This window comes from Mycobacterium heidelbergense, assembly GCF_010730745.1.
Taxonomy (GTDB): Bacteria; Actinomycetota; Actinomycetes; order Mycobacteriales; family Mycobacteriaceae; genus Mycobacterium; species Mycobacterium heidelbergense.
Window position 1 is genome coordinate 1 of record NZ_AP022615.1, and the last position, 26,878, is coordinate 26,878.

Sequence of the window (26,878 nt, forward strand, 5' to 3'; positions counted from 1 at the left end):
GGCGTCCTGGCTGGCCTTCGCGTCGGCGGCGGCCTTGTCGGCCTTCTGCTTGGCCAGCCGCCGCCGACTCCTTTGTTCACCTGCTCGGTGCGGGCCCGCTGCAGCTTGTCCATCACCGCCTGGGAGCTGGCGGTCAGGGTCCGGGCGGCGGTTTCGGTGGCGATGATGTCTTCGGGCTGGTCGCCATCAGGTAGCTGCCCGACGGGCCGTTCATATAGGTGGCGGCCGCGAACGTGTCGAAGTCGCTGGGCCGCGGCGATCGCCGCGTCGGAGTCCTTGACCGCCTGCCGGCTGGACTCGAGGTCGTGTTCGGCGGCCGCGCGTTGTCCCGGCGGTCTCCCGTCGACGAGCGCCTTGTTGACGCTTTCCTGTTCGGTCTGGATCTGGGCGCTCAGGTCCTCCAGGCGCTGGTTGGCCTTTGGCGATCAGCGCGCGGCCAGGCTATCGGCGGCGGGGTCGGCGCCCGCCATACCGGGGTGCACGCCAGCATGGCCACGCTCACGACCGACGGAATGACCAGCCAGCCCGGCGGCCGGTCGCGGCAGGTTCTGCGGGTGCGTCTCATTCGACTCAGGTCTCCTACGGCTCAACGCGGGCGGCCGGCACCGGGCACGGAATTCTCTGAAGGCGCCATAAACAACACGAGCATCATTTGCACCGTACGTCACAGGGGACGCCGGGGAAACGCTCGTCACAAACTGCACTCTGGACGTGCGTTTAATGTGACCGAACGGTGACCTAGGGTGTTTGCCATGCATGGCCCACCAAGGCTCGCCCGGCGGGCGGGCTAGGCCGGATGTGCGTGCTTAGGCGCCGTCGCCCGGCGCTTCGGCGGTCGGCTCGGCGGCGTCTGCCGATGTTGCTGTACGCCGGCCGCGCAGCTGGAATCGGTGCCGACGGCGGCCGCGAGCACGCCGATCAGCAGGACGAGGGTCAGGCCGGTCCAGGGAAACTCGGGGCCCTCCAGCTCGTGCAGGAAATGCTGCGCCGACACCACCGGGTTGCCCGTCTTGGCGATGTCCTCGCCGGCCTCGAGCGTGACCCGCGGGAATTGCGTGCTGTAGCTGCCGACGTAATTCGGGCTGAGGGTCAGGACCGTGGCGTCGTGGTAGTCGGCGCCGACCACGGTGGAGATGTCGCGCAGGGGCGTGTCGTTCGGGGGGTTGTGATCCAGCAGCACGATCTTGAGGTTGATGCCCTTGGCGTGCGCCTCGTTGACGATGTCGAGCAGCCCGGCGCGCGGCCGGCGGCGCGCTGACCCCGTCGGCGGCGACCTGAGCCTTGACCGCGGTCATGTCGACGTCCTGGGGGATGTAGAGCGGCAGGACTTGCCCGGTCATCGCGTCCCTCCTGCTATGGCGTCACGCTGGCGTGACGTTCGGCGACGACGGTCACTCTAGTGCGACGCTCGGCGCGGGGCTGAAAACTGGGGGTGCCGTCGTAATACAGGACAAGCGTACTGTTAAAGTGACTATGGCATTCGAAGGCAGTCGAAGCACCGCCGACACGGCCCGTCGGCGGCAGAACTCAAATCCTTGGGAGTTGAAGTGACCAGCAAAGATTCGGTGAACTCGTTTTCAGCCCGCGACACCCTCGAGGTCGGCGACAAGAGTTACCAGATCTATCGCCTGGACGCGGTCCCCAATACGGAGAAACTCCCCAGCCTCAAGGTCCTCGCCGAGAACCTGCTGCGCAACGAGGACGGCAAAAATATCACCAAGGAGCACATCGAGGCCATCGCGAACTGGGATCCCAAGGAGCCCAGCATTGAGATCCAGTACACGCCCGCCCGCGTGGTGATGCAGGACTTCACCGGCGTGCCGTGCATCGTCGACCTGGCCACCATGCGCGAGGCGGTCGGCGACCTCGGCGGCAACCCGGACAAGGTCAACCGCTGGCGCCCGCCGACCTGGTGATCGACCACTCGGTGATCGCCGACCTGTTCGGCCGGGCCGACGCGTTCGAGCGCAACGTCGAGATCGAGTACCAGCGCAACGGGGAGCGCTACCATTCCTGCGCTGGGGGCAGGGCGCGTTCGACGACTTCAAGGTGGTGCCGCCCGGCACCGGCATCGTGCACCAGGTCAACATCGAGTACCTGGCGAGCGTCGTGATGACCCGCGCGGACGCGCGGGAACAGTTACCGCGTACCCCGACACCTGCGTGGGCACCGACTCGCACACCACGATGGTCAACGGCCTCGGCGTGCTGGGCTGGGCGTGGGCGGCATCGAGGCCGAGGCCGCGATGCTCGGCCAGCCGGTGTCGATGCTGATCCCGCGGGTCGTCGGCTTCAAGCTGACCGGCGAGATCCAGCCCGGCGTCACCGCGACTGACGTCGTGCTGACCGTCACCGAGATGCTGCGCGCACGGCGTGGTCAGCAAGTTCGTCGAGTTCTACGGCGAGGGCGTGGCCGAGGTGCCGTTGGCCAACCGCGCCACCCTGGGCAACATGAGCCCCGAATTCGGCTCCACCGCAGCGATTTTTCCGATCGACGAGGAGACCATCTCGTACCTGGTTCAGCCAGCCCGAGCAGCTGGCGCTGGTCGAGGCCTACGCCAAAGAGCAGGGCATGTGGCACGACCCCAAGCACGAGCCCGAGTTCTCGGAATACATCGAACTCAACCTGTCCGACGTGGTGCCGTCGATCGCCGGGCCCAAGCGCCCGCAGGACCGGATCGCGTTGTCGGACGCCAAATCCACGTTCCGCGAGCAGATTCCCCACTACGCCGGGAACGGGGACGGCGGGCAGGGATACTCGAAACTGGACGAGGTGGTCGAGGAGACGTTCCCGGCCAGCGATCCGGGGCACCGTCCACGGCCATGCCGACGACGTACCCGCGGTGCACTCCGCCGCCGCGCACGCCAAGGGGCGCCCGAGCAACCCGGTGACGGTGAAGTCGCAAGAGCTCGGCGAGTTCGTGCTCGACCACGGCGCGGTGGTGATCGCCGCCGTCACGTCGTGCACCAACACCTCCAACCCGGAGGTCATGCTGGGCGCGGCGCTACTGGCCCGCAACGCCGTCGAGCAGGGGCTGGCGTCCAAGCCCTGGGTGAAGACCTCGATGGCGCCGGGCTCGCAGGTGGTCAGCGACTACGAAAAGGCCGGCCTGTGGCGTATTTGGAGAAGCTCGGCTTCTATCTGGTGGGCTACGGCTGCACCACCTGCATCGGCAACTCCGGTCCGCTGCCCGACGAGGTCTCGAAGGCCGTCAACGACAACGACCTTTCGGTGGCGGCCGTGCTGTCGGGCAACCGGAACTTCGAGGGCCGCATCAATCCCGACGTGAAGATGAACTACCTGGCGTCGCCGCCGCTGGTGATCGCCTACGCCCTGGCCGGGACGATGGACTTCGACTTCGAATCCCAGCCGCTCGGCACAGACAAGGACGGCAAGGACGTCTTCCTCAAAGACATCTGGCCGTCGCAGAAGGACGTCTCGGACACCATCGCCTCGGCGATCAACCAGGAGATGTTCGTCAAGAACTACGCCGACGTGTTCAAGGGCGGCGAGCGGTGGCGCAACCTGCCCACCCCCAGCGGCAACACCTTTGAGTGGGACCCGGATTCGACGTACGTCCGCAAGCCGCCGTACTTCGAGGGGATGTCGGCGGACCCGGAGCCGGTCGGCGACATCACCGGCGCCCGGGTGCTGGCGCTGCTCGGCGACTCGGTGACCACCGACCACATCTCCCCCGCCGGCAGCATCAAGCCGGGCACCCCCGCGGCGCAATACCTCGACGAGCACGGCGTGGACCGCAAGGACTACAACTCCTTCGGCTCGCGGCGCGGCAACCACGAGGTGATGATCCGCGGCACGTTCGCCAACATCCGGCTGCGTAACCTGTTGCTGGACGACGTGTCCGGCGGCTACACCCGCGACTTCACCCAAGACGGGGCTCCGCAGGCGTTCATCTACGACGCGGCGCAAAACTATGCGGCACAGGGCATTCCGCTGGTGGTGCTGGGCGGCAAAGAGTACGGATCGGGTTCCTCCCGCGACTGGGCGGCCAAGGGCACGCTGCTGCTGGGCGTGCGGGCGGTGATCGCCGAGTCGTTCGAGCGCATCCACCGCTCCAACCTGATCGGCATGGGCGTCATTCCGCTGCAGTTCCCCGAGGGCAAGTCCGCCACGGAGCTGGGGCTCGACGGCACCGAGGTCTTCGACATCACCGGCATCGAGGCGCTCAACGACGGCAAGACGCCAAAGACGGTGCGCGTCAAGGCCAGCAAGGAATCCGGCGATCCGATCGAGTTCGACGCGGTGGTGCGCATCGACACCCCCGGCGAGGCCGACTACTACCGCAACGGCGGCATCCTGCAGTACGTGCTGCGCAACATGCTCAAGTCGGGCTAGTCGCGGGCTAACCCGTGCCCAAGGTCAGCGAGGACCATCTCGCGGCTCGCCGCCGCCAGATCCTCGACGGCGCCCGCCGCTGCTTCGCCGAATACGGCTACGACAAGGCCACGGTGCGCCGGCTGGAACAGACGATCGGGATGTCGCGCGGCGCGATCTTCCACCACTTCCGGGACAAGGACGCGCTGTTTTTCGCGCTGGCGCACGAGGACGCCGAGCGGATGGCCGACGTGGCGTCCCGCGAGGGCCTCATCCAGGTGATGCGCGACATGCTCGCCGCGCCCGACCAGTTCGACTGGCTGGCCACCAGGTTGGAGATCGCGCGCAAGCTGCGCAACGACCCCGTCTTCAGCCGCGGCTGGGCGGAGCGTTCCGCGGAGCTGGCGGCGGCGACCACCGATCGGCTGCGCCGCCAGAAGGAGGCGCACCGGGTGCGCGACGACGTCCCCGGCGACGTGTTGCAGTGCTACCTGGAGCTGATACTCGACGGCCTGGTGGCGCGGCTGGCGTCCGGCGAGGATCCGCGGCGGCTGTCCGCCGTGCTCGACCTGGTGGAAGAGTCGGTGCGCCGCAGTTGATTTACGCCGGCGCGGCCTCGCGCCGGCGGTGGTTGGGGCCGCCGCGGCCGCGCAGGGTGGTACCCGACTCGAGCAGCATGCTGTGGACAGATCCGTACGACCTGCCGGTGGTGGCAACCAGATTGCGGATGCTGGCACCGCCCTCGTACGCGTTGCGTAACTCGTGCAGCAACTGGTCGCGCGTCTTCTTCGGCTTTCTCACTGTCTTTTTCAAGGTCCGCTCCACGCTTGAACTCGATCCCAAGCACATAGAGTAAGAACACCGGCGTCGATCGCGGGCCGATTTGGCCGAAATCGCCAGCGATTTAGGCCAGCTCGATGAGATCACGGTATTCGTCGGACCAATAGTCCTCGGTGCCGTCGGGCAGCAGCACGACCCGTTGCGGGTCCAGGGCCTCGGCCGCGCCCGGGTCGTGCGTCACCAGCACCACCGCGCCGTGATAGCTGCGCAACGCGTCGAGCACCTGCTCGCGCGACGCGGGATCAAGGTTGTTGGTCGGCTCGTCGAGCAGCAGCACGTTGGCCGTGGACGCCACCAAACCGGCCAGCGCCAGGCGGGTCTTCTCCCGCCGGACAGGGTCCCCGCCGGCTGGTCGAGCTGCGCGCCGCTGAACATGAACGCGCCGAGCAGGCCGCGCAGCTCCTGCTCGCCGGACTCGGGTGCGGCGTGGCGGATGTTCTCCCACACGGTCGCGTCGTTGTCGAGGGTGTCGTGCTCCTGCGCGAAATAGCCGACCCGCAAACCGTGTCCGGGTTCCAGCGCTCCCGCGTCGGGGTTCTCGGTGCCGGCAAGCAAGCGCAGCAGCGTGGTCTTGCCGGCGCCGTTGAGTCCCAGCACGACCACCCGCGAGCCGCGGTCGATGGCCAGATCCACGCCGCTGAACACCTCCAGCGATCCGTACGACTTGCTCAACCCCTTGGCGACCAGCGGCGTGCGCCCGCACGCGGCCGGGGTGGGGAACTTGATCCGGGCCACCTTCTCGGCGACCCGCTCCTCGTCGAGCGCGGCCATCATCCGGTCGGCGCGCCGCAACATGTTCTGGGCCGCAACGGCTTTGGTGGCCTTGGCGCCCAGCTTGGCGGCCTGCGTGCGCAGCGCGGCGGCCTTGCGCTCGGCGTTCGCGCGTTCGCGGCGGCGGCGCTGCTCGTCGGTGGCGCGGGCGTCCAGGTACTTCTGCCAGCCCATGTTGTAGACGTCCATCTCGCCGCGCACCGCGTCCAGGAACCACACCCGGTTGACGACGTCGGCGAGCAACTCGACGTTGTGGCTGATGACCACCAGCCCGCCGCTGTGTGCCCGCAGGAAATCCCGCAGCCAGCCAAGCGAATCCGCGTCGAGGTGGTTGGTCGGCTCGTCGAGCAGCAAGGTCGTCGAAGATCCTGCGCCGGTGTCCGACGCGGCGAACAGGATGCGCGCCAGCTCCACCCGGCGGCGCTGCCCCGGACAGGGTGCGCAGCTGCTGCGTCAGCACCCGTTCGGGCAGGCCGAGACTCGCGCAGATCCGGCCGGCCTCGCTTTCGGCGCCGTAGCCGCCCAGCGCGACGAACCGCTCCTCCAGCTGCCCGTAGCGACGGATCGCGCGGTCGCGGGCCTCGTCGTCGGCGACCTCGGCCATCAACGCCTGCTGCTTTTCCAGATCGGTGAGCAGGACGTCCAGGCCGCGGGCCGAGAGCACCCGGTCGCGGGCCAGCACGTCGAGATCGCCCTCCTTGGGATCCTGCGGCAAATAGCCGATTTCGCCGGTGTGGGTGACCGATCCGGCATACGGCGCGGTCTCGCCCGCCAGGATGCGCAGGGTCGTGGTCTTGCCCGCGCCGTTGCGGCCGACCAGCCCGATGCGGTCGCCGGGCTGCACGCGCAGGTCGGGCCCGTCGGGTGAGAGCAGGATGCGCGCGCCGGCGCGGACCTCGAGGTCCGTGGCCGTGATCACATTCGCTCTCCTCGCGAGTTACTTGTCGTCGGTGAAGACCGCCGGCCGGCGCTCCGCGCGCGCGGCAACCGCTTCCTCGAAGTTGGCGGTGAGCAGGCGGACGAAAAGCTGTCCCAAGCCCTCGGCTTGCATGTGCCCCTCCAGGCTACCGGCGTCCAGCCCGCTCCACAGTGTGCGCTTGGTCAACTCGATCCCCGGCCGCGAGAACGCCGCCATCCGCGCGGCGATCGCGTAGCAGGTGTCCAGCAGCTGCTCCTCGGGCACCTGGCACGACACCAGGCCGATGCGCTCGGCCTCCTCGGCGGTGACGTCGCGGCCGGTCAGCATGATCTCGAACGCGCGCGACGACCCGATTGCCCGGGGCAACAGGTAGCTCAGCCCGAGTTCGCTGGCGGTCAGCCCGTTGTTGATGCCGGCGGCCCGGAAGTAGGCGCCGGTCGAGGCCACCCGGATGTCGGCGGCCAGCGCCAGGCACAGCCCGCCGCCGATGGCCGGACCGTTGACCGCGGCGATCACCGGCTGGTGCAGCCGGCGCAGCGCCAGAATCACGTCGTCGAGCACTTCCATGGAGCGCAGCGCGAAGGTCGGGCGGGTCAGCCCGTCGATGGGGCACCTCGCCGGCGGACTTGTGATCGGCGCCCGAGGAGAACCCTCGGCCCGCCCCGGTCAGCACGACGACCCGCACCGAATTGTCGTAGGTGACCTTATCGAGGGCCTTTTTGAGCGGCACCATGACGTCGAACGCCATGGAGTTCATCCGCTCGGGCCGATTGAGGGTTATCAGCGCGACGCCGGGCCGCGGTTGCTCTACCAGTACCAGACTCACCCGTGAAAGGTAACGTGTGCCCGACGGCGCGACGCGCCGTGGCCGACCTGGCCCGTGCCGCTGGGCCGCCCGGCCGCGAGTCGCCGCTTTCGCGGGCCGACCCGCGGAACTGAAAGTTGCCATTCGCGCTGATCGGCTTGGTTCGGTCTGCTATCTTCTAGCCACCATTGGGCACGTAACAGGTGCGACCCGATGGCAAGTCTTGGTTGGCTGCGCAAGAGGGATCAGCGAGGGCTCTGCGGCGGAACGCGCTGTACCGCGACAGGCTCCGACCGCGGAGGTAAGTGCGACATTGGCAAAGGCACGGTAGAGCTCTCCCGAGTTCTATGAGTCCCCTGTGCGTAAGCGATGAGGCAAATAGGGAGGGAATGTGTTCGTCCCAGGAGAAGAGGCGTTCGGGGCCATCGACGACTGGGCGCCGGGTCCGGGGTCGGTCATGTTTTGGCAGCCCTCGCCCGCCTCGCTGGCCAAAGTGCGCCAGGCCCCGGTAAGCGCCGTGCCGGCGAGCCATCAGCAGGCCCGGCACCTGCGCAATTTTTGTGACCACCTGAGCCGTGGGGCCGACATGTCGCGGCTTTGCATCGGCAGCTGGGACATGCCCGGCCACTGCGACATCCGGGTCCTGACGTACGTGATCAACGCGCATCTGCGCCGGCACGACACGTATCACAGCTGGTTCGAGTTCACCGATGCCGACGAGATCCTCCGGCACACGATTCAAGATCCCGCCGACATTCGGTGCGTCCCGGTTAAGCATGGCGAAATGACGCCGGCGGCCTGGCGCGAGCAGGTGTTGGCCACGCCGAGTCCCCTGCAGTGGGATTGCTTCCGTTTCGCCGTGATCCAGCGAGCGGACAACTTCACCTTTTGTTTCATGATCGACCATCTCTACATCGACGCCCAGTTCATTGGCGCGATCGGCGGCGAGTTCTACCTGATGTACAACGCCTTGCTGGCAGGCGGAGCGCCCATCTCGCTCCCGCCGCGGGCAGCTACGCGGAATATTGCGTCCGGCAACATCGGCACACGTCCGCCCTGACCCTGGACTCCCCGTCGATACGCGCGTGGATCGACTTCTTCGAGAAAAACGACGGAACGCTCCCCGAGTGCCCGGTGTCGCTCGGCGACGGATCGGGCTCCTGCGACTTGATGTTCGTGCAGGTGATGGACGAGCGGCAGACGGCCGAATTCGAGTCCGCGTGCCTGGCCGGGGGCGCCCGTTTCAGCGGCGGCGTGTTCGCGTGCGCCGCCCTCGCACAATACGAGTTGACCGGCGCCGAAACGTATTACGGGCTCGTCGCGCGCGATCTCCGCGACGAACCCGAGGACTTCACGACGATCGGCTGGTTCACCGGCTTTGTCCCGATCACCATTCCCGTCAACCCGTCGTCTTTCGGCGACACCGCCCGCGCGGCGCAGGAGTCGTTCGATTCGGGTAAAGACCTGGCGGACATCCCGTTCAATCGCGTCCTGGAACTGGCGCCGTGGCTGGGGATGCCGCAGGGGCGTGTTCCCCTGCTCTTTCACCTCGACGCCAGCAGCCCGCCCCTCTCCACGATCGTCAAGTCCAACTGGAACGGGTCGAATTTAAAGATCTACCACGACGGCAGGGTTCCGGCCCGATTCGACTTACGGGTGAATCGGTACGAGAAGGAGACGCACGTCATCGTCTTCTATCCGAACAATCCGATCGCCCGCGAATCGGTCAGCCGGTATATCGCGACGCTGAAATCCCTCTTCGTCCAGGTCGCCGAGGGCCGTGGCGTGGCGGCACCGGTGCGCGAGGCCGCCCAGTTGCAACGGCAACTGGTCTGATCAGGCCTGCTCGGCCTGGGCCGCCTCGACGTCGAACGCCTTGACCTGCTGCACCAAGTCCTCCAGGGCCGCGGGCGGCAGGGCACCGGCCTGGTTGAACAGCAGCTTGCCCTTCTTGAAGGCCATCAACGTGGGGATGGACCGGATCTGGGCGGCGGCCGCCAGCTGCGGCTCGGCTTCGGTGTCCACCTTGGCGTGCACGACGTCGGGTGCTTCTCCGACGAGGCATGGAAGGTCGGTGCGAACTGACGGCAAGGTCCGCACCAGGAGGCCCAGAAGTCGACGAGGACGATGTCGTTGCCCTCGATGGTTTCGTTGAACTGATCGGTGGTGAGATCGCGTGTTGTCACAACCGCCGCAACGTCGGGGACCGCCGCGATGTTCCCGGGGGTTCGCGGATTCTTCCTAGCCGTGGTGGATGCTCGTGAGGCCCCTCCTGCTGCCGCTCGCCGGTTTGGCGTTTCTCGATTCCCTCAAGCTCCTCAATGTGGGAATAGTCTTGGCGGTGATCTACAACGGCCGGCTGACCCGGCGATCGCCGGTTCCCGGCTCCCTGAGCTTCATCGCGGGCGTGTTTGCGATCACGGCCGTCTTCGGGATCCTCGCGGTGCTTGGTCTGAACGTCCTGGCCGGTGTCGTCGACGTCAGGATCACGCCGGCGATCCGATATCGGGGCGGCCTGCTGGTGGGGCAGCGCTGATCGGTCTCGCCTGCCTCCCGTCGACCGCCCGAACGTCCGCGCCGGGTTGGGCGTTGGCCGCGACGCGGCAACGGGCATGGCTGCTCGGCTTCGTCGGAGCGGCAGTGGGTTTGGCGCAGGCTCCGACGGCGGTCCCCACCTCACCGGCCTGGCGATGCTCTCCGCGCTGAATCCCCGGCCGCCGATCTGGCCGTTGATCGTCCTCGGCTACTGCGCGGTGGCGCTATCGCCGCCGACGCTGATCCTCGCCCTGTCGACCCGACGAACTGTCCGAGCCAACCGCATACAGCGATGGCTCGTGCGCGTTCTGACCCGCTGCGGTCCGGCGACGCTGCGGATCGTTCTTTTCGTCGTCGGCGTCGGGCTGGTCGTCGACGCCCTTGCCCACCACGGCGCGCTGTGGTGACGCGGCCTCAAAACCGCTCATGCTCCGGGCTTTTCGTTGGCCCGCGGCCCGGGTGATGGGGGCCGCTATACTTCGTGCCCGTGCCCATCGCCGACCGCCTGCTTAAAAAGTATTGGTACCCGCTGGTATACAGCGCACCGGTCTCGCGGCTCGCGCAGCACGCGTGGTACCCGATATCAACGCGCCTGATGGCACGCGACGAATTGGTGTTCATGAATTGGGCCTACGAGGAAGATCCGCCCATGGCCCTGCCGCTGGAGCCCGCCGACGAGCACAACCGGTTCTACATCCAGCTCTACAGCCGCGTCGCGACGCAGGCCGACCTCACCGGTAAGCGGGTGCTGGAGGTCGGTTGCGGCCACGGCGGCGGAGCGTCGTACCTCGCGCGCACGTTGCGCCCGGCGTCCTATACGGGTCTGGACTTGAACTCGGCGGGCATCGACTTCTGCCGGAACAGACACAAGGTGCCCGGCCTCGAATTCGTGCAGGGCAACGCCGAGGACCTTCCCTTCGGCGCCGAATCCTTCGACGCGGTGATCAATGTCGAATCGTCACACCTCTATGCGCGGTTTCCGCGTTTCCTCGCCGAAGTCGCGCGCGTGCTGCGCCCGGGCGGCCATTTCCTGTACACGGATGTCCGCAAGCGCGACCTTGTCGCCGAGTGGGAGGCGGCGCTCGAGGAGGCCCCGCTTCGGCGCCTTTCGCAGCAGGCCATCGACGCGGAGGTCATGCGCGGGCTGGAGAAGACGCAGCGAATGATGGGTCTGGTCAGCCACCGCGCGCCACTCATGCTGCGGGGCATTGCCCGGCGCATCGACCGCATGCAAACCTCGACGTTTTATCACGCGCTGCGCAGCGGGGACTATTCCTACCGGCTGTACTCGTTCGTCAAGGACTGAGGCGCGCCGCCGGCCGTTTGGCCGCCCCACCCGAGGTTACGGTTGCGTACGTTTTCTCGCCTCCGACAGACTGAGGCGAGGGATCCGTCGGTGAAGGGAATCGCCTTGGGCCACTACATCGCCAACGTCCGCGATCTCGCGTTCAACATCTTCGAAGTTCTCGATGTAGGCGCCGTCCTCGGCGCCGGACGCTACGGCGACCTCGACGAGGACACGGTCCGAACGATCCTGGCCGAAGCCGCTCGGCTGGCCGAGGGTCCGGTGGCCGAATCCTTCGCCTTCGCCGACCGCAACCCGCCGGTGTTCGACGCCGCCGAGCACACGATCAGCGTGCCCGACGAGTTGGCCAAAACGGTGCACGCGATCAAGGAGGCCGGGTGGTGGCGGCTGGGCCTGGCCGAGGAGATCGGCGGCATGCCCGCGCCGCCGCCGCTGGTCTGGGCGGTCAACGAAATGATCATCTGCGCCAACCCTTCTGCCAACTTCTTCTGCCTAGGCCCCTTTATGGCCCAGGCGCTGTATGTCGAGGGCAACGAAGAGCAGCGGCGGTGGGCGGCGGCGGCCGTGGAGCGCGGTTGGCAGGCCACCATGGTGCTCACCGAGCCCGACGCCGGATCCGACGTCGGCGCCGGCCGCGCCAAGGCCGTCGAACAACCCGACGGCACCTGGCACATCGAGGGCGTCAAGCGATTCATCTCCGGTGGAGACGTGGGCGAGACCGCCGAGAACATCTTCCACCTGGTGCTGGCCCGGCCGGAGGGCGCCGGGCCAGGCACCAAGGGGCTGAGCCTGTTCTACGTGCCCCAGTACCTGTTCGACCCCGAGACGTTCGAACTCGGTTCCCGCAACGGGGTTTTCGCCACCGGCCTGGAACACAAGATGGGCATCAAGTCGTCGCCGACCTGCGAATTGACGTTCGGCGACGGCGATGTCCCGGCCGTCGGCTACCTGGTCGGCGACGTGCACAACGGGATCGCGCAGATGTTCACCGTCATCGAGCAGGCGCGCATGACGATCGGCGTGAAGGCCGCCGGCACCCTGTCCACGGGCTACCTGAACGCGCTGGCCTTCGCCAAGGAGCGGGTGCAGGGCGCCGACCTCACCCAGATGGCCGACAAGACCGCGCCGCGGGTGACGATCATCCACCACCCCGATGTGCGTCGCAGCCTGATGACGCAGAAGGCGTACGCCGAGGGTCTGCGGGCGCTCTACATGTACGCCGCCGCGCATCAGGACGACGAAGTGGCGCAACGGGTTTCGGGCGCGGATCACGACATGGCGCACCGCCTCGACGACCTGTTGCTGCCGATCGTCAAGGGGGTGAGCTCGGAGCGGGCCTACGAGACCCTGACCGAATCGCTGCAGACGCTGGGCGGCTCCGGCTTTCTGGTCGACTATCCGCTCGAGCAGTACATCCGCGATTCCAAGATCGATTCGCTGTACGAGGGCACCACCGCCATCCAGGCGCTGGACTTCTTCTTCCGCAAGATCGTCCGCGACCGCGGCCAGGCGCTGCAGTTCTTGGTGGCGCAGATCAGCGCCACCCTCGACGCCTGCGACGAGGCGCTGCGACCGCAAGCCGACCTGGTGCAGACCGCGCTCGACGACGTCACCGCGATGACGGCCGCGCTGACCGGATACCTGATGTCGGCCACCCAGCACCCGACGGAGATCTACAAGGTGGGGCTGGGATCGGTGCGCTATCTGCTCGCGGTCGGCGACCTGATCATCGGCTGGCGGTTGCTGGTACAGGCCGGCATCGCCCATGCCGCGCTGGCGGACGCGCCGAGCGGCGGTTCTGCGGGCGACGAACACTTCTACCGGGGCAAGATCGCGACCGCGTCGTTCTTCGCCAGGAATGTCCTGCCGAAGCTGGCGGCGCAGCGCAGGGTCATCGAATCCCTCGACGACGACATCATGCGCGTCTCCGAAGAGGCCTTCTGACAGGTCATTACGCACACGGCCTGGTGGTCACATTCGTCACGTGCGTCCCGGCGTCGCGGGCACACATGCCTTCGTGCCCGCCTCAGCGCGACAGCCAGCCGCGTTTGTCGCTCGTAAGCGGGCAAAGAGGTATGTGATCTGTTTTGGCTTGGGGTTTGGGGTTGGTGGTGGGTTGTGTTGGGTGGTCGGGGGTTGTCGTACCTGGCTGTGATGATGGGGTTATGTCTTCGATCGTGTCGCCTGCCACGGTGATGAGTCCTGCCGAGCGCCTTGAGGTGTTGTTTGAGGAGTTGGCCCAGTTGGCGGGTCAGCGTAATGCGATTGATGGGCGCATCGTGGAGATCGTCGCCGAGTTGGACTGCGACGAGCTGTGCGGGATTACCGGTGCGCGGTCGGTGGCGGCGTTGGTGGCCTGGAAACTCGGCGTGTCGGCGGCCAACGCGCACACAATCAGTACTGTGGCGCACCGGGTGGAGGCGTTTCCGCGCTGCGCGGCGGGTATGCGGGAGGGTCGGCTGTCGCTAGATCAGGTCGGTGTCATCGCGGCGCGCGCCGGTGCGGGATCAGATGAGCATTACGCGCAGCTGGCCGCGGTCGCCACGGTTAATCAGTTGCGCACCGCGGTCTCGTTAGAACCGCGCCCCGAACCCGCGCCCCGACCGGCACCGGCGGCTTCGATCACCAAGACCGGTAGTGAGGAGTTCAGCTGTTGGCGGATCACGCTTCCGCGTCTGGATGCGGCGACGTTCGAGGCGGCCCTGGCCTCTCATCGGGAGGCGCTGATCACCGAATGGAAACACGATCACGCCCACAGCGACCGCGTCTCAGAGAGTGCTCCGCCGATGCCGGGCACCCTGGAGGCGTTCCTGCGCCTGGTTGAGACCGGATGGGACACTGAGGCGGCGCGGCGCCCGCACGGGCAGCACACCACGGTGGTGGTGCACGTCGATGTTGCCCAGCGCGCCGCCGCGCTGCATCTGGGTCCGCTGCTCAGCGACGCCGAACGCCGCTATCTGGGCTGTGAGGCCACGTGTGAGGTCTGGTTCGAACGCGACGGGCAGCCGATCGGGGCCGGGCGGGCGACCCGTCAGATTAACCGGCGGTTGCGCCGCGCCCTCGAGCATCGCCACCGCACCTGCGTGGTTCCCGGCTGCGGGGCCACCCGCGGTCTACACGCCCACCACCTGCGGCACTGGGAAGACGGCGGCCCCACCGAGCTAGCCAACCTGGTCCTGGTCTGCCCGTACCACCACCGGCTGCACCACCAGGGTGTCATCACCCTCACCGGACCCCCCACCAACCTGACCGTCACCGACAGCACCGGGCGAGCACTCAGCCCAGGATCACTCGCCCGCACACCCACCCGCCCCCCACCCGACGTCCCACCCTGCCCCGGACCCACCGGCGAACGCGCCGACTGGTGGTGGTACGAACCCTTCCAACCCCAACCACCACCCACAAACAACTAGACCGGCTGAACACCACCGCACCCCAACCCAAACACCCACAGCCCACATCAAACCCCCCGCTGGCCCGCGCACTAATTCGAGCCAAATCGGGACCATGTGGTGATCCCAGAAGTTGCTAGCGCATGTGCTATCACATTGACAAGTCGCCCATTGGTTCTCCGCGCCGCGCACACGCGTGAGCCAACGCAAGAGCCAACGCAAGTCACCCACAGGTCAGGCACAGCTCCAGCGGGTAGAACCAATCGTCGGGCACCACCGACGATTGGAGAAACCTTGATATCCGCCAGCTCTCATGCGCCTCGGCTCACCCGGTTCGCCGTCCTCACGGTCATCGGAGCCGCCGCGCTGTCCCTCGCGGCCTGCGGCTCGTCGACCACATCGAGCCCGACGTCGTCACCGAGTTCCACGACCTCGACTGCACCGACCACCTCCCCCGCGCCCGCCAACGGCGAAGCGCGGGTCAGCGGGCTGATCGCGTCGGTGTCGGGCAACACGATTCAGGTCACCCAGGGCGAGAACGGCAACGCCACTGTGGACTTCACCCCGTCGACCAAGGTGACCGAGGTCACGCCCGCCGTGCTGACCGACGTCGCCACCGGCAGCTGCGTCAGCGTGCGGCCCACCAAAGAAGAGGGCGGCCAACCGGTCACCGCGGCGACGGTGCGCGTCCGGCCCGCCGTCGACGGCAAATGCCCACAGGGCAAGGGGGCCGGGCCGGGTTCGGGGCCAGGTGCCACCACCCCGGCGCCAGCGAAGCGACCGCCGGTGCAAGGGGCGGTCGCCTCCGTCGCCGGCAACACCATCACCCTCACGACCACCGACGCCAGCGGCAAGACCTCGCAGACGGCCGTCACGGTCAACGACAAGACCAAATACACCAAGCAGGCGCCGGCCACCGGTCAGGCGATCGTCGCGGGGAAGTGCCTTGCGGCGCGGGGAACCAAGGATCCCAGCGGCACGCTGCAGGCCACGACCGTCGACCTGCGACCGGCCAACGACGGCAAGTGCGGCGGCGGGAAGCCCGCGCACCGCGGCGGGTGACCCGGTCAGACGGTGAAGCCCAGGGCGCGCAGCTGCTCGCGCCCGTCTTCGGTGATCTTGTCCGGCCCCCACGGCGGGTTCCACACCCAGTTGATCCGCAGGTCGTCGACGAGACCGCTGCCGACCAGCGCGCTGCGCGACTGGTCCTCGATGACGTCGGTGAGCGGGCAGGCCGCCGACGTCAGGGTCATGTCGATCAGGGCGACGGTTCCTTCCTCGCCCTCCTCGACGTTCAGGCCGTAGACCAGTCCCAAATCGACGACGTTGATGCCCAGTTCGGGGTCGACGACGTCGCGCATCGCCTCCTCGACGTCGGCGAGGAATTCCTCATCCGGTGCGGCGGTTTCGCTCATCGTTGACCTCCTTGAGGGCTTCGTCTTTCGAGCTGGCTTGCGCCAGCGCATCTTTACAAGCCATCCACCCGAGCAGCGCGCATTTCACCCGCGCCGGGTATTTCGCCACTCCAGCGAACGCAACCCCGTCGCCCAGGACGTTCTCGTCACCCTCGACGGTGCCGCGTGAGGACACCATCTCGGTGAACGCGGTGATGGTCTTGAGGGCTTCGCCGACGCTGTGGCCGATGACCTGCTCGGTGAGCACCGAGGTCGACGCCTGGCTGATCGAGCAGCCCTGCCCGTCATACGAGACGTCCGTGACGGTTTCGCCGTCGTCGGACAGGGCGACCCGCAGGGTGACCTCGTCACCGCAGATGGGGTTGACGTGGTAGACCTGCGCGCCGAACGGCTCCCGCAGCCCCCGGTGCTGCGGATGCTTGTAGTGATCGAGGATCACGTCCTGATAGATCTGCTCGAGGCGCAACGTCAGTCTCTCCCAAAGAAATCCAGCGCGCGCCGAACGCCGGCCACCAAGCGCTCGACCTCGTCGGCGGTGTTGTACACCGCGAACGACGCCCGCGCGGTGGCGGCCAGGCCGAACCTGCGGTGCAGCGGCAAGGCGCAGTGGTGCCCGACCCGCACGGCGACGCCGCCGTCGTCGAGTACCTGCCCGACGTCGTGGGCGTGCACGCCGTCGACGACGAAAGACACCGGTGAGCCGCGGTCTTCCATCGACGCCGGCCCGACGATGCGCACGCCGTCGATGCCGGACAGGCCCTCGATGGCGGCGGCGACCAGCTCCCGTTCGTGCGCCTCGACGGCGTCCATGCCGACGGCGCCCAGATAGCGTGCGGCCGCGGCCAATCCGACCACCTGGGAGGTCATCGGCGTGCCGGCCTCGAACCGTTGCGGCGCCGGGGCGTAGGTGGTGGCCTCCATGGTCACCGTCTCGATCATCGACCCGCCGGTCAGGAACGGCGGCATCTTATCGAGAAGCTCACGCCGGCCGTAGAGCACGCCGATGCCGTTGGGGCCCAGCATCTTATGCCCGGAAAAGGCGGCGAAGTCGACGCCGAGTGCGTGGAGATCGACGGGCTGGTGGGGCACCGACTGGCAGGCATCCAGGACGGTCAGCGCGCCCACGGCCCCGGCCCGGGCGACCAGCTCGGCCACCGGCGCCACGGCCCCGGTGACGTTCGAATGATGGCTGAAAGCAACGACTTTCACGCGCTCGTCGAGGCGCAGCGAGTCCAGGTCGATGCGGCCCGCCTCTTTTTCTCCGCCGGAGATCCCGTACCAGCGCAGCGTGGCGCCGGTGCGCCGGGCCAGCTCCTGCCACGGGACCAGGTTGGCGTGGTGTTCGAGCTCGGTGGTGACGATAACGTCCCCAGGTCCGACGGCCCGGTCGAATCGCTTGTCGCCCAACACATAGGACACCAGGTTGAGCGACTCGGTGGCGTTCTTGGTGAACACCAGCTCGTCGGTGTCGGCGCCGACGAACGCGGCGATGTCGGCGCGGCCCTGCTCGTAGGCGTCGGTGGCCTCCTCCATCAGCTGGTGCGCACCGCGATGGACGGCGCCGTTGGACGTCAACAGGAATTCCCGTTCGGCGTCGAGCACCTGCAGCGGGCGTTGCGACGTGGCACCGGAATCCAGGTACGCCAACTGGTTTCCGCCGCGCATGATCCGCTTCAGGATGGGGAAGTCGGCACGGATCGCCGCGAGGTCCAGATGCGTCGCGGTCATGTGCTTATGCCCCCGCGGCCGCCGTCTGGGAAAAGCGGACGTAACCGTTCTGCTCGAGCTCGTCGGCCAGCTCGGGCCCGCCGGATTCGGCGATGCGGCCGCCGACGAACACGTGCACGTATTCCGGATGGATGTAGCGCAGGATGCGGGTGTAGTGCGTGATCAACAGGATGCCCCCATGCTCGGATTCGGCATAACGGTTCACGCCGTCGCTGACCACCCGCAGCGCGTCGACGTCCAGGCCGGAGTCGGTCTCGTCGAGGATGGCGATTTTCGGCTTGAGCAGTTCCAGCTGCAGGATTTCGTGGCGCTTCTTCTCCCCACCGGAGAAACCCTCGTTGACGCTACGCTCGGCGAAGGCCGGGTCGATCTCGAGCGACGTCATCGCCCCCTTGACCTCTTTGACCCAGTGCCGCAGCTTCGGGGCCTCACCGCGGATCGCGGTCGCGGCCGAGCGCAGGAAGTTCGACACCGAGACGCCGGGCACCTCGACGGGATACTGCATGGCCAAAAAGATTCCGGCCCGGGCGCGCTCGTCGACGCTCATCGCCAGCACGTCCTCGCCGTCCAGCGTGATGGATCCCGAGGTCACCCGGTACTTCGGGTGACCGGCGATGGCGTAGGACAGTGTCGACTTGCCGGAGCCGTTGGGGCCCATCAGCGCATGCGTCTCACCGGATTTCACGGTCAGGTCGACGCCGTTGAGGATGGGGATGTCCCGTTCGCCGTCCGACGGATCCGCGACGCTGACGTGCAGGTCCTTGATTTCCAGAGTGGTCATGAAACTGTTGCTCTCGATTCGGTGATGGCCAATTCTTTTTCGATGGCTGCCGTCAGGCGTTCCCGCACCTCGGGCACCGCGATCTTGGCGATGATCTCGCCGAAGAAGCCGCGGATCACCAGGCGGCGGGCCTGCTCCTCCGGGATGCCGCGGGAACGCAGGTAGAACAGCTGCTCGTCCTCGAAACGTCCCGTGGCGCTGGCGTGTCCGGCGCCGACGATCTCGCCGGTCTCGATCTCCAGGTTGGGCACCGAGTCGGCGCGCGCCCCGTCGGTGAGCACCAGGTTGCGGTTCACCTCGAAGGTGTCGGTGCCGGTGGCCGCGGCGCGGATCAGCACGTCGCCCACCCAGACGGTGTGCGCGTCGGGCAGCGCGGATTCCGGATCCCCTTGCAGCGCACCCTTGTACAGCGCGTTGGACCGGCAGTCGGGCTGGGCGTGGTCGACCAGCAGCCGCGACTCGAGGTGCTGGCCGTCGTCGGCGAAGTACAGGCCCAGCAGCTCGGCGTCCCCGCCGGGGCTGGAGAACCGCACATTGGCCGACATCCGCACGACCTCGCCGCCCAGCGTGACGGCGACGTGCCGCAGCACCGCGTCCTTGCCCAGCTTGGCATGGTGCGCGCTGACGTGAACCATGTCGTCGGCCCAGTCGGCGATCCACACGACCGTGAGCCGCGCGGCGTCGCCGACGATGAATTCCACGTTGTCGGCGTAGGTTCCGCTCCCCCGGTGGTCGATGACCACGACCGCCGCGCCGAGCTCTTCGACCCGGATCTGCAGATGCCCGTAGGCCACCACGCCCTCACCCGGGCCGGTGACGGTGACATTCACCGGCTCGGAGATCTGGGTGTCCCGACCGACGGTGATCACCGTCGCGGAGTTGAACGACGAGAATGCCTGCGCCGCAACCCGATCGGTGGGAGCGCCACCCTGGCCCAGCCGCTCGTCGCCGCGGCGGACGGGCTCGACCCGGACGCCGGCTTGTTCGCCGACGCTCACCTCGGCGCGGCCGGTGGCCTTTGCGGAGCCGTCGTGCAGGCCACGCAACCGGCGCAGCGGGGTAAACCGCCAGATCTCGTCGCGGCCACCGGGAACCTCGAAGGCGTCCACGTCAAAGGAGGAGAACAGCTCGCCCTTGTTCAGTGCGGCTGCTCTTGTCTCGAGGGTCATCCGACCGCGCCCTCCATCTGCAGCTCGATCAGCCGGTTGAGCTCCAACGCGTACTCCATCGGCAGCTCCTTGGCGATCGGCTCGACGAAGCCGCGGACCACCATCGCCATCGCCTCGTCCTCGGTCAGCCCGCGGCTCATCAGGTAGAACAGCTGGTTCTCGCTGACCTTCGACACGGTGGCCTCGTGGCCCATGGTGACGTCGTCCTCGCGGATGTCGACGTAGGGATAGGTGTCGCTGCGGCTGACCGTATCGACCAGCAGCGCATCGCATTTCACGCTGGAACGCGATCCGTGCGCGCCCTTGTTCACCTGGACCAGGCCGCGGTAGGAGGTGCGACCACCCCCGCGGGCCACCGACTTGGACACGATGTTGCTCGACGTGTTCGGCGCCAGGTGCAGCATCTTGGCGCCGGTGTCCTGGTGCTGGTCCTCACCGGCGAACGCCACCGACAGCACCTCGCCCTTGGCGTGCTCGCCGGTCATCCAGACCGCCGGGTACTTCATGGTGACCTTCGATCCGATGTTGCCGTCGATCCACTCCATGGTGGCGCCGGCCTCGGCCCGGGCCCGCTTGGTGACCAGGTTGTAGACGTTGTTCGACCAGTTCTGGATCGTGGTATAGCGCACGCGCGCATGTGGTTTCACGATGATCTCGACCACCGCCGAGTGCAGCGAGTCCGACTTGTAAACGGGCGCGGTGCAGTTGTGGACGGCGAACCCGTAAGCGAGGTAGCTGTCCGGCGCTTCGACGTCGAGGTTGTACACCGGCTCGTGCGCCTGCCTCACCGCGCGCTTCTTGATCGGGACCGCAAAGTAGTCACCGCAGTCACGGGCCTGCTTAGGACCATGGCCGTCCCGCGTCCACTGCACCTGATAGATGTCTTTGCGAACGACGTTGCGGCCCATGATCACACCGGGACCGCCGGCGCGGCGGCGTTCCACGGTCGCGTAGTGCCCCAGCCGCGCCAGGATCGACTGCAGCTGGAAGGCCCAAACGCGCGACGTCGTGTGCACCCGCGTCCACAACGCGCCACCACGCTCGCTGACGTTGCCGTCGCCGTTCACATAGGCGTCGACCAGTTCGCGCAGGAAGAGCTCGTCCTGACGCATCAACGTGTCCGACAGCTTCTTGTTGGCCGAGCCCGATCCGACATGCTGGCGCATGGCCGCGTAACCGGCCTTCGTGTGAACCGTCACGCGAGCGGAATGCTTGTGCTCCTCGATGAGGACCGAGCCTGCAGCCTCGTACAGCGACTTGCACGCCTGCCGCACCTCTTCGACGTACTCGAATTCGTCACTATGGAACGAGAACACCAGCGACTCACAGCCATTGGTGAGGCAAGCATGCCCCTCGGCCAGGTAGTAGCCGGCCAGCCGCGCGAACTCCAGCGGCAGAACCGTCTTGTGCGGGATGGGCTTCGGCTTGGGATAGACCAGGAAGTCACCCTCGGCCACGTCCTTGGCCGCGATCCACCGCGGTGCGGCGCGACGCAGCTTGGCGCTGTCGACCTCCGCCTTCCACCCGTTGCGCTCCTTGCGCGGGACACGCACCTCGTCGCGCGGAACGACCAGCAGGGGATGCTCTGCCGTAACGGAGAATTCGTTGGCGGGTGACATCGGCGTGAAGCTGAAGAGCTCACCGCTGAGGTCGCGCATTTGCACAGCGGTCACGCGATGTGGCCGCCCGTCGTGGCCGGTGACGTAGTCACCGACCCGGATCGACTCGATGGGTCGCACGTCGCCGTCGCCGGTCGTGATCAACTCACCGGCCGGCAGACAGCCCTCAACGTAGTGCACGTAAGAGCCTTCGTCGGCGATGATCAGCGTCCGCTCGAACTGGCCCATGTTCTCGGTGTTGATCCGGAAATAGGCCTGCAGCGGAATGTCGACGCGGACACCCGGCGGCACGTAAATAAAAGAGCCGCCACTCCATACTGCTGTATTCAATGCAGAAAACTTATTATCGCCCGCCGGAATGACCGTTCCGAAATACTGCTGAAATATTTCTGGGTGCTCCCGCAAACCAGTATCAGTGTCGAGGAAAATGACTCCCTGAGACTCCAAATCCTCTCTGATCTGGTGGTAAACCACCTCTGACTCGTACTGCGCGGCTACTCCAGCAACCAACCTTTGCTTTTCCGCTTCGGGAATTCCGAGCCTGTCGTAGGTATTCCGAATATCCTCTGGCAACTCTTCCCAACTCGCGGCCTGCTTTTCGGTGGAGCGCACGAAGTATTTGATGTTGTCGAAGTCGATGCCCTCGAGGTTGGAGCCCCACGTCGGCATGGGCTTGCGCTCGAAGATGCGCAGTGCCTTCAGCCGGTTCTGCAGCATCCACTCGGGCTCGTTCTTCTTCGCCGAGATGTCGCGGACCACCGCCTCGGACAGCCCGCGCTGCGCGCTGGCGCCCGCGGTGTCGGAGTCCGCCCAGCCGTAGCCGTACCGGCCCAGGGAGGCGATCGCCTCTTCCTGGGTCAGCGGCTGGGTGGCGGTCTTGCTGGCCTCGGGTGTGAGTGTCATAGGGACGCTCCTTTGATGCTCGTGGTGTCGGTCATGTGGCGCCGCTCCTCCGCATCGCCGGCGCGGCGCGGGCTGGGCGCCTTTGAGACAGGCACAGTGATAGGCACGGTGAGGGGCACGTGGGTCGTGCAGGCGCAGTCGCCGTTGACGATGGTCGCCAACCGCTGCACGTGGGTCCCGAGCACCTCGGCCATGGCCTGCTGCTCGGCTTCACACAACTCGGGGAATTCCTCGGCGACGTGCGACACCGGGCAGTGGTGCTGGCAGATCTGCACGCCGTGGATCGGTCCGCCGACCCGCGTCGTGGTGGCGACGTAGCCGGCCTTGGTCAGCGCGCCGGCGACCCGCTCGGCGGCCGCCTCGACCGCCGCGTCGTCGGGGCCGTCGGCCGCCTCGACGTCGGCCAAGATCGCGTCGATGCGACGCCGGGCGAACGCCTGGACGGCGTCCTCACCGCCGATTTCCCGCAGTTGCCGCATGGCGGCGGACGCCAGGTCGTCGTAGGCGTGGTCGAGCTTGGCGCGACCGGCAGCGGTCAGCCGGAAGCGTTTCGCGGGGCGCCCGCGCCCCATCTGCTGCCAGGCCGCGGCGGCCGTGGACTCGGCATCTCCCGCCTCGACCAGCGCGTCGAGGTGACGCCGCACACCGGCGGCCGCCAGGCCCAGCCGGTCACCGATCTCGCCGGCGGTGATCGATCCGGACTCCAGCAGCAGGCGCACGATGGCACGACGGGTGTGACCATCCGACACCGCCGCGCCGGCCGCGGGCACGGCGGCGGCCTGGTGGGTGGTGCGGATTTTCACAACACCAGTGTGACGCAATTCCGGGGATCGGTCTAGCAAGGGTGCCCTGTGTGGGCGGTTGCGCTGGTCACACCGGCTACGCTGCTCTGATGGCAGCCCGCCACCACACGCTGAGCTCGTCGATCGCCAGCCTGCACGGCGACGAGCAAACGGTGGGCACGCCGCTGAACGATACAGAGCTCACCGCGCTGCAGCGCACCCGCCTGTTCGGTGCCACCGGCACCGTCCTGATGGCGATCGGCGCCCTGGGCGCCGGTGCCCGGCCCGTCGTCCAGGACCCCACGTTCGGGGTCCGGCTGCTCAACCTGCCGTCGCGGATCCAGACCGTGTCGCTGACGATGACGACGACCGGGGCGGTCATGATGGCGCTGGCCTGGCTGATGCTGGGCCGGTTTGCGCTGGGCCCCAGGCGAATGTCGCGCGGCGACCTGGACCGCACCCTGCTGTTGTGGATCCTGCCGCTGCTGCCCGCCCCGCCGATGTACAGCAAGGACGTCTACTCCTATCTGGCCCAGAGCCAGATCTCCCTGGAGGGGCTCGACCCCTACCGGGTGGGTCCGGCGTCGGGACTGGGTCTGTCGCACGTCTTCACGCTGTCCGTCCCGACGCTGTGGCGCGAGACGCCGGCGCCGTACGGCCCCCTGTTCCTGTGGATCGGGCGCGGCATCTCGGCGCTGACCGGCGAGAACATCGTCGCCGCCGTGCTCTGCCACCGGGTGGTGGTGCTGATCGGCGTCGGCCTGATCGTGTGGGCGACCCCGCGGCTGGCCCGGCGCTGCGGCGTCGCCGAGGTCAGCGCGCTGTGGCTGGGCGCGGCCAACCCGCTGCTGATCATGCATCTGGTCGCCGGCGTCCACAACGAGGCGCTGATGCTCGGGCTGATGCTGGCCGGCGCCGAATTCGCGCTGCGTGGCCTGGACTCGACGCGCTTTCCGCGGCTGCTGCCCGCGTCGTGGCGACCCGGCCCCGACTGGGAACCGCTGGGCATGCTGCTGGCCGGCGCCATCCTGATCACACTGTCGTCGCAGGTGAAGCTGCCGTCACTGCTGGCGCTGGGCTTTGTCACGATGGCGCTGGCATACCGCTGCGGGGGCAACCTGCGGGCGCTGCTGCTGGCGGGCGGGTCGATGGGGGCGCTGTCGCTGGCGGTGACGGCCCTCGTCGGCTGGGCCAGCGGGCTCGGCTTCGGCTGGGTCTACACGCTGGGCACCGCCAACGTGGTGCGCAGCTGGATGTCGCCGCCGACGCTGCTGGCGCTCGGCACCGGGCAGGTCGGGATCCTGCTGGGCCTGGGCGATCACACCACCGCGGTGCTGGGGCTGACCCGCGCCATCGGTGTGTTGATCATCACGGTGATGGTGGTCTGGCTGCTGCTGGCCGTCTTCCGCGGCCGGTTGCACCCGATCGGCGGCCTCGGCGTCGCGCTGGGCATCACGGTGCTGCTGTTCCCCGTCGTGCAGCCCTGGTATCTGCTGTGGGCCATCATCCCGCTGGCGGCCTGGGCGACCCGCACCGGCTTCCGGGTGGCGGCGATCGTCATCACCCTCGTCGTCGGCATTTTCGGCCCGACGGCCAACGGAGATCGCTTCGCGCTGTTCCAGATCGTCGACGCGACCCTGGCCAGCACCGCCATCGTGGCGCTGCTCATCGCGCTGACGTACACCCGCCTGCCGTGGCGCCCGCTCCAGTCGAAGACCCCGGAAGCGAACGGCGAGACGGCCATTGCCGTGCCGGCCGCCGTGACCCCTGAGGCCCCGCGGGCCACCCCGAGTTCCGAGGCGGCGCCCGACGCCTACGCTGATTCCACGTGAGATCGGCCCGGAAGGTCCATGACGCGCCCGAAACGGTGCTGCGGCTGCGCGGTGTGAGCAAGCGGTACGGGTCGACCACCGCGGTCTCCAACCTCGATCTGGACGTGCACGCCGCCGAGGTGCTGGCCCTGCTCGGCCCCAACGGCGCCGGCAAGACCACGACGGTGGAGATGTGCGAGGGCTTCGTGCGCCCGGACGCCGGCACGATTCAGGTGTTCGGCCTGGACCCGATCGCCGACAACGCGCGACTGCGCGCCCGCATCGGGGTGATGCTGCAGGGCGGGGGCGGCTACCCCGCGGCCCGCGCCGGCGAAATGCTCAGCCTGGTGGCCGCCTACGCGGCGGACCCGCTGGACCCGGCGTGGCTGCTGGACACCCTGGGCCTGACCGACGCGGCCCGCACCACCTATCGGCGGCTCTCCGGTGGCCAGCAGCAGCGGCTCGCGCTGGCCTGCGCGCTGGTCGGCCGGCCCGAACTGGTGTTCCTCGACGAGCCCACCGCGGGCATGGACGCCCACGCCCGGCTGCTGGTCTGGGAGCTGATCGACGCGCTGCGCCGCGACGGCGTGACGGTGGTGCTGACCACCCACCAGCTCAAGGAGGCCGAGGAGCTCGCCGACCGGCTGGTGATCATCGACCACGGGGCGACCGTGGCCTCCGGCACGCCGGCGGAACTGATACGCACCGGCGCCAAGGACCAGCTGCGGTTCACCGCCCCGCCGCGGCTCGACCTGTCCCTGCTGGCCTCCGCCCTGCCCGAGGACTACAAAGCCACCGAGGTGACGCCCGGCGAGTACCTGGTCGAGGGCCCGGTCGACCCGCAGGTGCTGGCGACCGTCACGGCGTGGTGCGCGCAGATCGACGTGTTGGCCACCGACATGCGCGTCGAGCAGCGCAGCCTCGAGGACGTGTTCCTCGACCTCACCGGCAGGAAGTTGCGACCGTGACCCACACCAACACCCCGGCGTTCCCCGCCGGAACCTTCGCCCCCAACCCGCGCCCCAGCGCCGTGCCGCGGATGCTCGCCGCCCAGTTCGGCCTGGAGCTCAAGCTGCTGCTGCGCAACGGCGAACAACTGCTGCTGACCATGTTCATCCCGATCACGCTGCTGATCGGGCTCACGCTGCTGCCGCTGGGCTCCTTCGGCCATAACCGCGCCGCCACGTTCGTCCCGGTCATCATGGCGCTGGCGGTGATCTCGACCGCGTTCACCGGGCAGGCCATCGCCGTGGCGTTCGACCGCCGCTACGGGGCGTTGAAGCGGCTGGGAGCCACCCCGCTACCGGTCTGGGGCATCATCGCCGGGAAGTCGCTGGCGGTGGTCGCCGTGGTGTTCTTGCAGGCAATCCTCTTGGGCGCCATCGGTTTTGGGCTCGGCTGGCGGCCCGCCCCGGCGGCCCTGGCGCTGGGCGCGGCGGTCATCGCGCTGGGCACCGCGGGCTTCGCGGCCCTCGGGCTGTTGCTCGGCGGGACGCTGCGGGCCGAGATCGTGCTCGCGGTCGCCAACCTGATGTGGTTCGTCTTCGCCGGGCTCGGGGCGCTGACCGTGGAGACCGGCATGATCCCCGCGGCGGTCAAGTGGGCGGCCCGACTCACCCCGTCGGGCGCGCTCACCGAGGCGCTGTCGCGGGCGATGTCGTTGTCCGTGGACTGGTTCGGGATCGTCGTGCTCGCGGTGTGGGGCGTGGCCGCGGCGCTGGCCGCGCTGCGCTGGTTCCGCTTCACCTGACGGCGTTCGGTCGCGGC

The 26,878-nt window shown here is 67.9% G+C and carries 16 protein-coding genes and 8 pseudogenes; 11 read left to right on the top strand and 13 right to left on the bottom strand.

The window, feature by feature from the left end; translation table 11 throughout:
* Positions 1-565, bottom strand: a pseudogene (locus G6N25_RS23660) (NlpC/P60 family peptidoglycan endopeptidase RipA); the annotation flags it as partial.
* Between the two features lie 241 nt (positions 566-806).
* Positions 807-1,340 (bottom strand): annotated as a pseudogene (locus G6N25_RS00005) (Rv1476 family membrane protein).
* A 207-nt stretch (positions 1,341-1,547) separates the two neighbouring features.
* Here G6N25_RS00005 and G6N25_RS00010 point away from each other — a divergent pair.
* Positions 1,548-4,356: pseudogene (locus G6N25_RS00010) on the top strand (aconitate hydratase).
* 14 nt (positions 4,357-4,370) lie between these two features.
* Positions 4,371-4,934: a TetR/AcrR family transcriptional regulator gene (locus G6N25_RS00015; RefSeq protein ID WP_083075228.1), complete on the top strand. Its 564-nt coding sequence runs from the start codon at positions 4,371-4,373 to the stop codon at positions 4,932-4,934.
* 1 nt (position 4,935) lies between these two features.
* On the opposite strand, the gene G6N25_RS00020 is transcribed toward G6N25_RS00015, so the two are convergent.
* The 3 genes and pseudogenes from G6N25_RS00020 to G6N25_RS00030 form a co-directional block, all read right to left on the bottom strand.
* Entirely contained in the window at positions 4,936-5,136 is a 201-nt protein-coding gene (locus tag G6N25_RS00020) for a helix-turn-helix domain-containing protein (protein ID WP_083075230.1), read from the bottom strand.
* A gap of 103 nt (positions 5,137-5,239) precedes the next feature.
* A pseudogene (locus G6N25_RS00025) lies at positions 5,240-6,865 on the bottom strand (ABC-F family ATP-binding cassette domain-containing protein).
* 18 nt (positions 6,866-6,883) lie between these two features.
* A pseudogene (locus G6N25_RS00030) lies at positions 6,884-7,691 on the bottom strand (enoyl-CoA hydratase).
* A gap of 436 nt (positions 7,692-8,127) precedes the next feature.
* On the opposite strand from G6N25_RS00030, the pseudogene G6N25_RS00035 reads away from it, so the two are divergent.
* Positions 8,128-9,506, top strand: a pseudogene (locus G6N25_RS00035) (condensation domain-containing protein).
* On the opposite strand, the pseudogene trxA reads toward G6N25_RS00035, so the two are convergent.
* Positions 9,507-9,856, bottom strand: a pseudogene (trxA, locus tag G6N25_RS00040) (thioredoxin).
* Between the two features lie 68 nt (positions 9,857-9,924).
* Here trxA and G6N25_RS00045 point away from each other — a divergent pair.
* From G6N25_RS00045 to G6N25_RS00065, 5 genes and pseudogenes are all read left to right on the top strand, one after another.
* Positions 9,925-10,612: pseudogene (locus G6N25_RS00045) on the top strand (GAP family protein).
* Between the two features lie 80 nt (positions 10,613-10,692).
* Positions 10,693-11,511 carry a phthiotriol/phenolphthiotriol dimycocerosates methyltransferase gene (locus G6N25_RS00050; RefSeq protein ID WP_372506857.1) on the top strand — a complete coding sequence of 273 codons (819 nt, stop codon included), beginning with the start codon at positions 10,693-10,695 and terminating at the stop codon, positions 11,509-11,511.
* Positions 11,512-11,616: 105 nt separating this feature from the next.
* Positions 11,617-13,455: an acyl-CoA dehydrogenase gene (locus G6N25_RS00055; RefSeq protein ID WP_083075251.1), complete on the top strand. Its 1,839-nt coding sequence runs from the start codon at positions 11,617-11,619 to the stop codon at positions 13,453-13,455.
* 221 nt (positions 13,456-13,676) lie between these two features.
* A complete protein-coding gene (locus G6N25_RS00060; RefSeq protein ID WP_163672326.1) occupies positions 13,677-14,924 on the top strand; it encodes an HNH endonuclease signature motif containing protein in 1,248 nt (415 codons plus the stop codon).
* 276 nt (positions 14,925-15,200) lie between these two features.
* Positions 15,201-15,965, top strand: a complete 765-nt coding sequence (locus tag G6N25_RS00065) for a DUF5666 domain-containing protein (RefSeq protein WP_179961693.1) — start codon at positions 15,201-15,203, stop codon at positions 15,963-15,965.
* A 5-nt stretch (positions 15,966-15,970) separates the two neighbouring features.
* Here G6N25_RS00065 and G6N25_RS00070 read toward each other — a convergent pair whose 3' ends face one another.
* Genes G6N25_RS00070 through G6N25_RS00100 form a run of 7 tightly spaced genes read right to left on the bottom strand, consistent with a single transcriptional unit; the run spans position 15,971 to position 23,417 of the window.
* The gene (locus tag G6N25_RS00070) at positions 15,971-16,318 is read right to left on the bottom strand and encodes a metal-sulfur cluster assembly factor (protein WP_083074363.1); all 348 of its coding nucleotides are present in this window, start codon (positions 16,316-16,318) and stop codon (positions 15,971-15,973) included.
* Positions 16,293-16,790 (bottom strand): Fe-S cluster assembly sulfur transfer protein SufU, encoded by a 498-nt coding sequence (gene sufU, locus G6N25_RS00075; RefSeq protein WP_083074362.1) that lies wholly within the window; start codon positions 16,788-16,790, stop codon positions 16,293-16,295. Before sufU ends, G6N25_RS00070 begins: the two co-directional genes overlap by 26 nt.
* Positions 16,787-18,046 carry a cysteine desulfurase gene (locus G6N25_RS00080; RefSeq protein WP_083074361.1) on the bottom strand — a complete coding sequence of 420 codons (1,260 nt, stop codon included), beginning with the start codon at positions 18,044-18,046 and terminating at the stop codon, positions 16,787-16,789. Before G6N25_RS00080 ends, sufU begins: the two co-directional genes overlap by 4 nt.
* 4 nt (positions 18,047-18,050) lie before the next feature.
* A complete protein-coding gene (gene sufC, locus G6N25_RS00085) occupies positions 18,051-18,827 on the bottom strand; it encodes a Fe-S cluster assembly ATPase SufC (protein ID WP_083074360.1) in 777 nt (258 codons plus the stop codon).
* Entirely contained in the window at positions 18,824-19,996 is a 1,173-nt protein-coding gene (gene sufD / locus G6N25_RS00090; protein WP_083074359.1) for a Fe-S cluster assembly protein SufD, read from the bottom strand. Before sufD ends, sufC begins: the two co-directional genes overlap by 4 nt.
* Positions 19,993-22,518 (bottom strand): intein-containing Fe-S cluster assembly protein SufB, encoded by a 2,526-nt coding sequence (sufB, locus tag G6N25_RS00095; RefSeq protein ID WP_083074358.1) that lies wholly within the window; start codon positions 22,516-22,518, stop codon positions 19,993-19,995. Before sufB ends, sufD begins: the two co-directional genes overlap by 4 nt.
* Positions 22,515-23,417: a helix-turn-helix transcriptional regulator gene (locus G6N25_RS00100; RefSeq protein WP_232065899.1), complete on the bottom strand. Its 903-nt coding sequence runs from the start codon at positions 23,415-23,417 to the stop codon at positions 22,515-22,517. The genes sufB and G6N25_RS00100 overlap by 4 nt, the downstream gene beginning before the upstream one ends.
* On the opposite strand from G6N25_RS00100, the gene mptB reads away from it, so the two are divergent.
* From mptB to G6N25_RS00115, 3 genes are read left to right on the top strand one after another with little or no spacing between them, the layout of a single operon-like run.
* Entirely contained in the window at positions 23,411-25,132 is a 1,722-nt protein-coding gene (gene mptB, locus G6N25_RS00105; RefSeq protein WP_083074356.1) for a polyprenol phosphomannose-dependent alpha 1,6 mannosyltransferase MptB, read from the top strand. The two genes, G6N25_RS00100 and mptB, sit on opposite strands and share 7 nt — an antisense overlap.
* Positions 25,129-26,079 (top strand): ABC transporter ATP-binding protein, encoded by a 951-nt coding sequence (locus G6N25_RS00110; RefSeq protein ID WP_142272648.1) that lies wholly within the window; start codon positions 25,129-25,131, stop codon positions 26,077-26,079. The genes mptB and G6N25_RS00110 overlap by 4 nt, the downstream gene beginning before the upstream one ends.
* Positions 26,076-26,861 (top strand): ABC transporter permease, encoded by a 786-nt coding sequence (locus G6N25_RS00115; RefSeq protein WP_083074355.1) that lies wholly within the window; start codon positions 26,076-26,078, stop codon positions 26,859-26,861. Before G6N25_RS00110 ends, G6N25_RS00115 begins: the two co-directional genes overlap by 4 nt.
* The last annotated feature ends 17 nt before the right edge of the window (positions 26,862-26,878 follow it).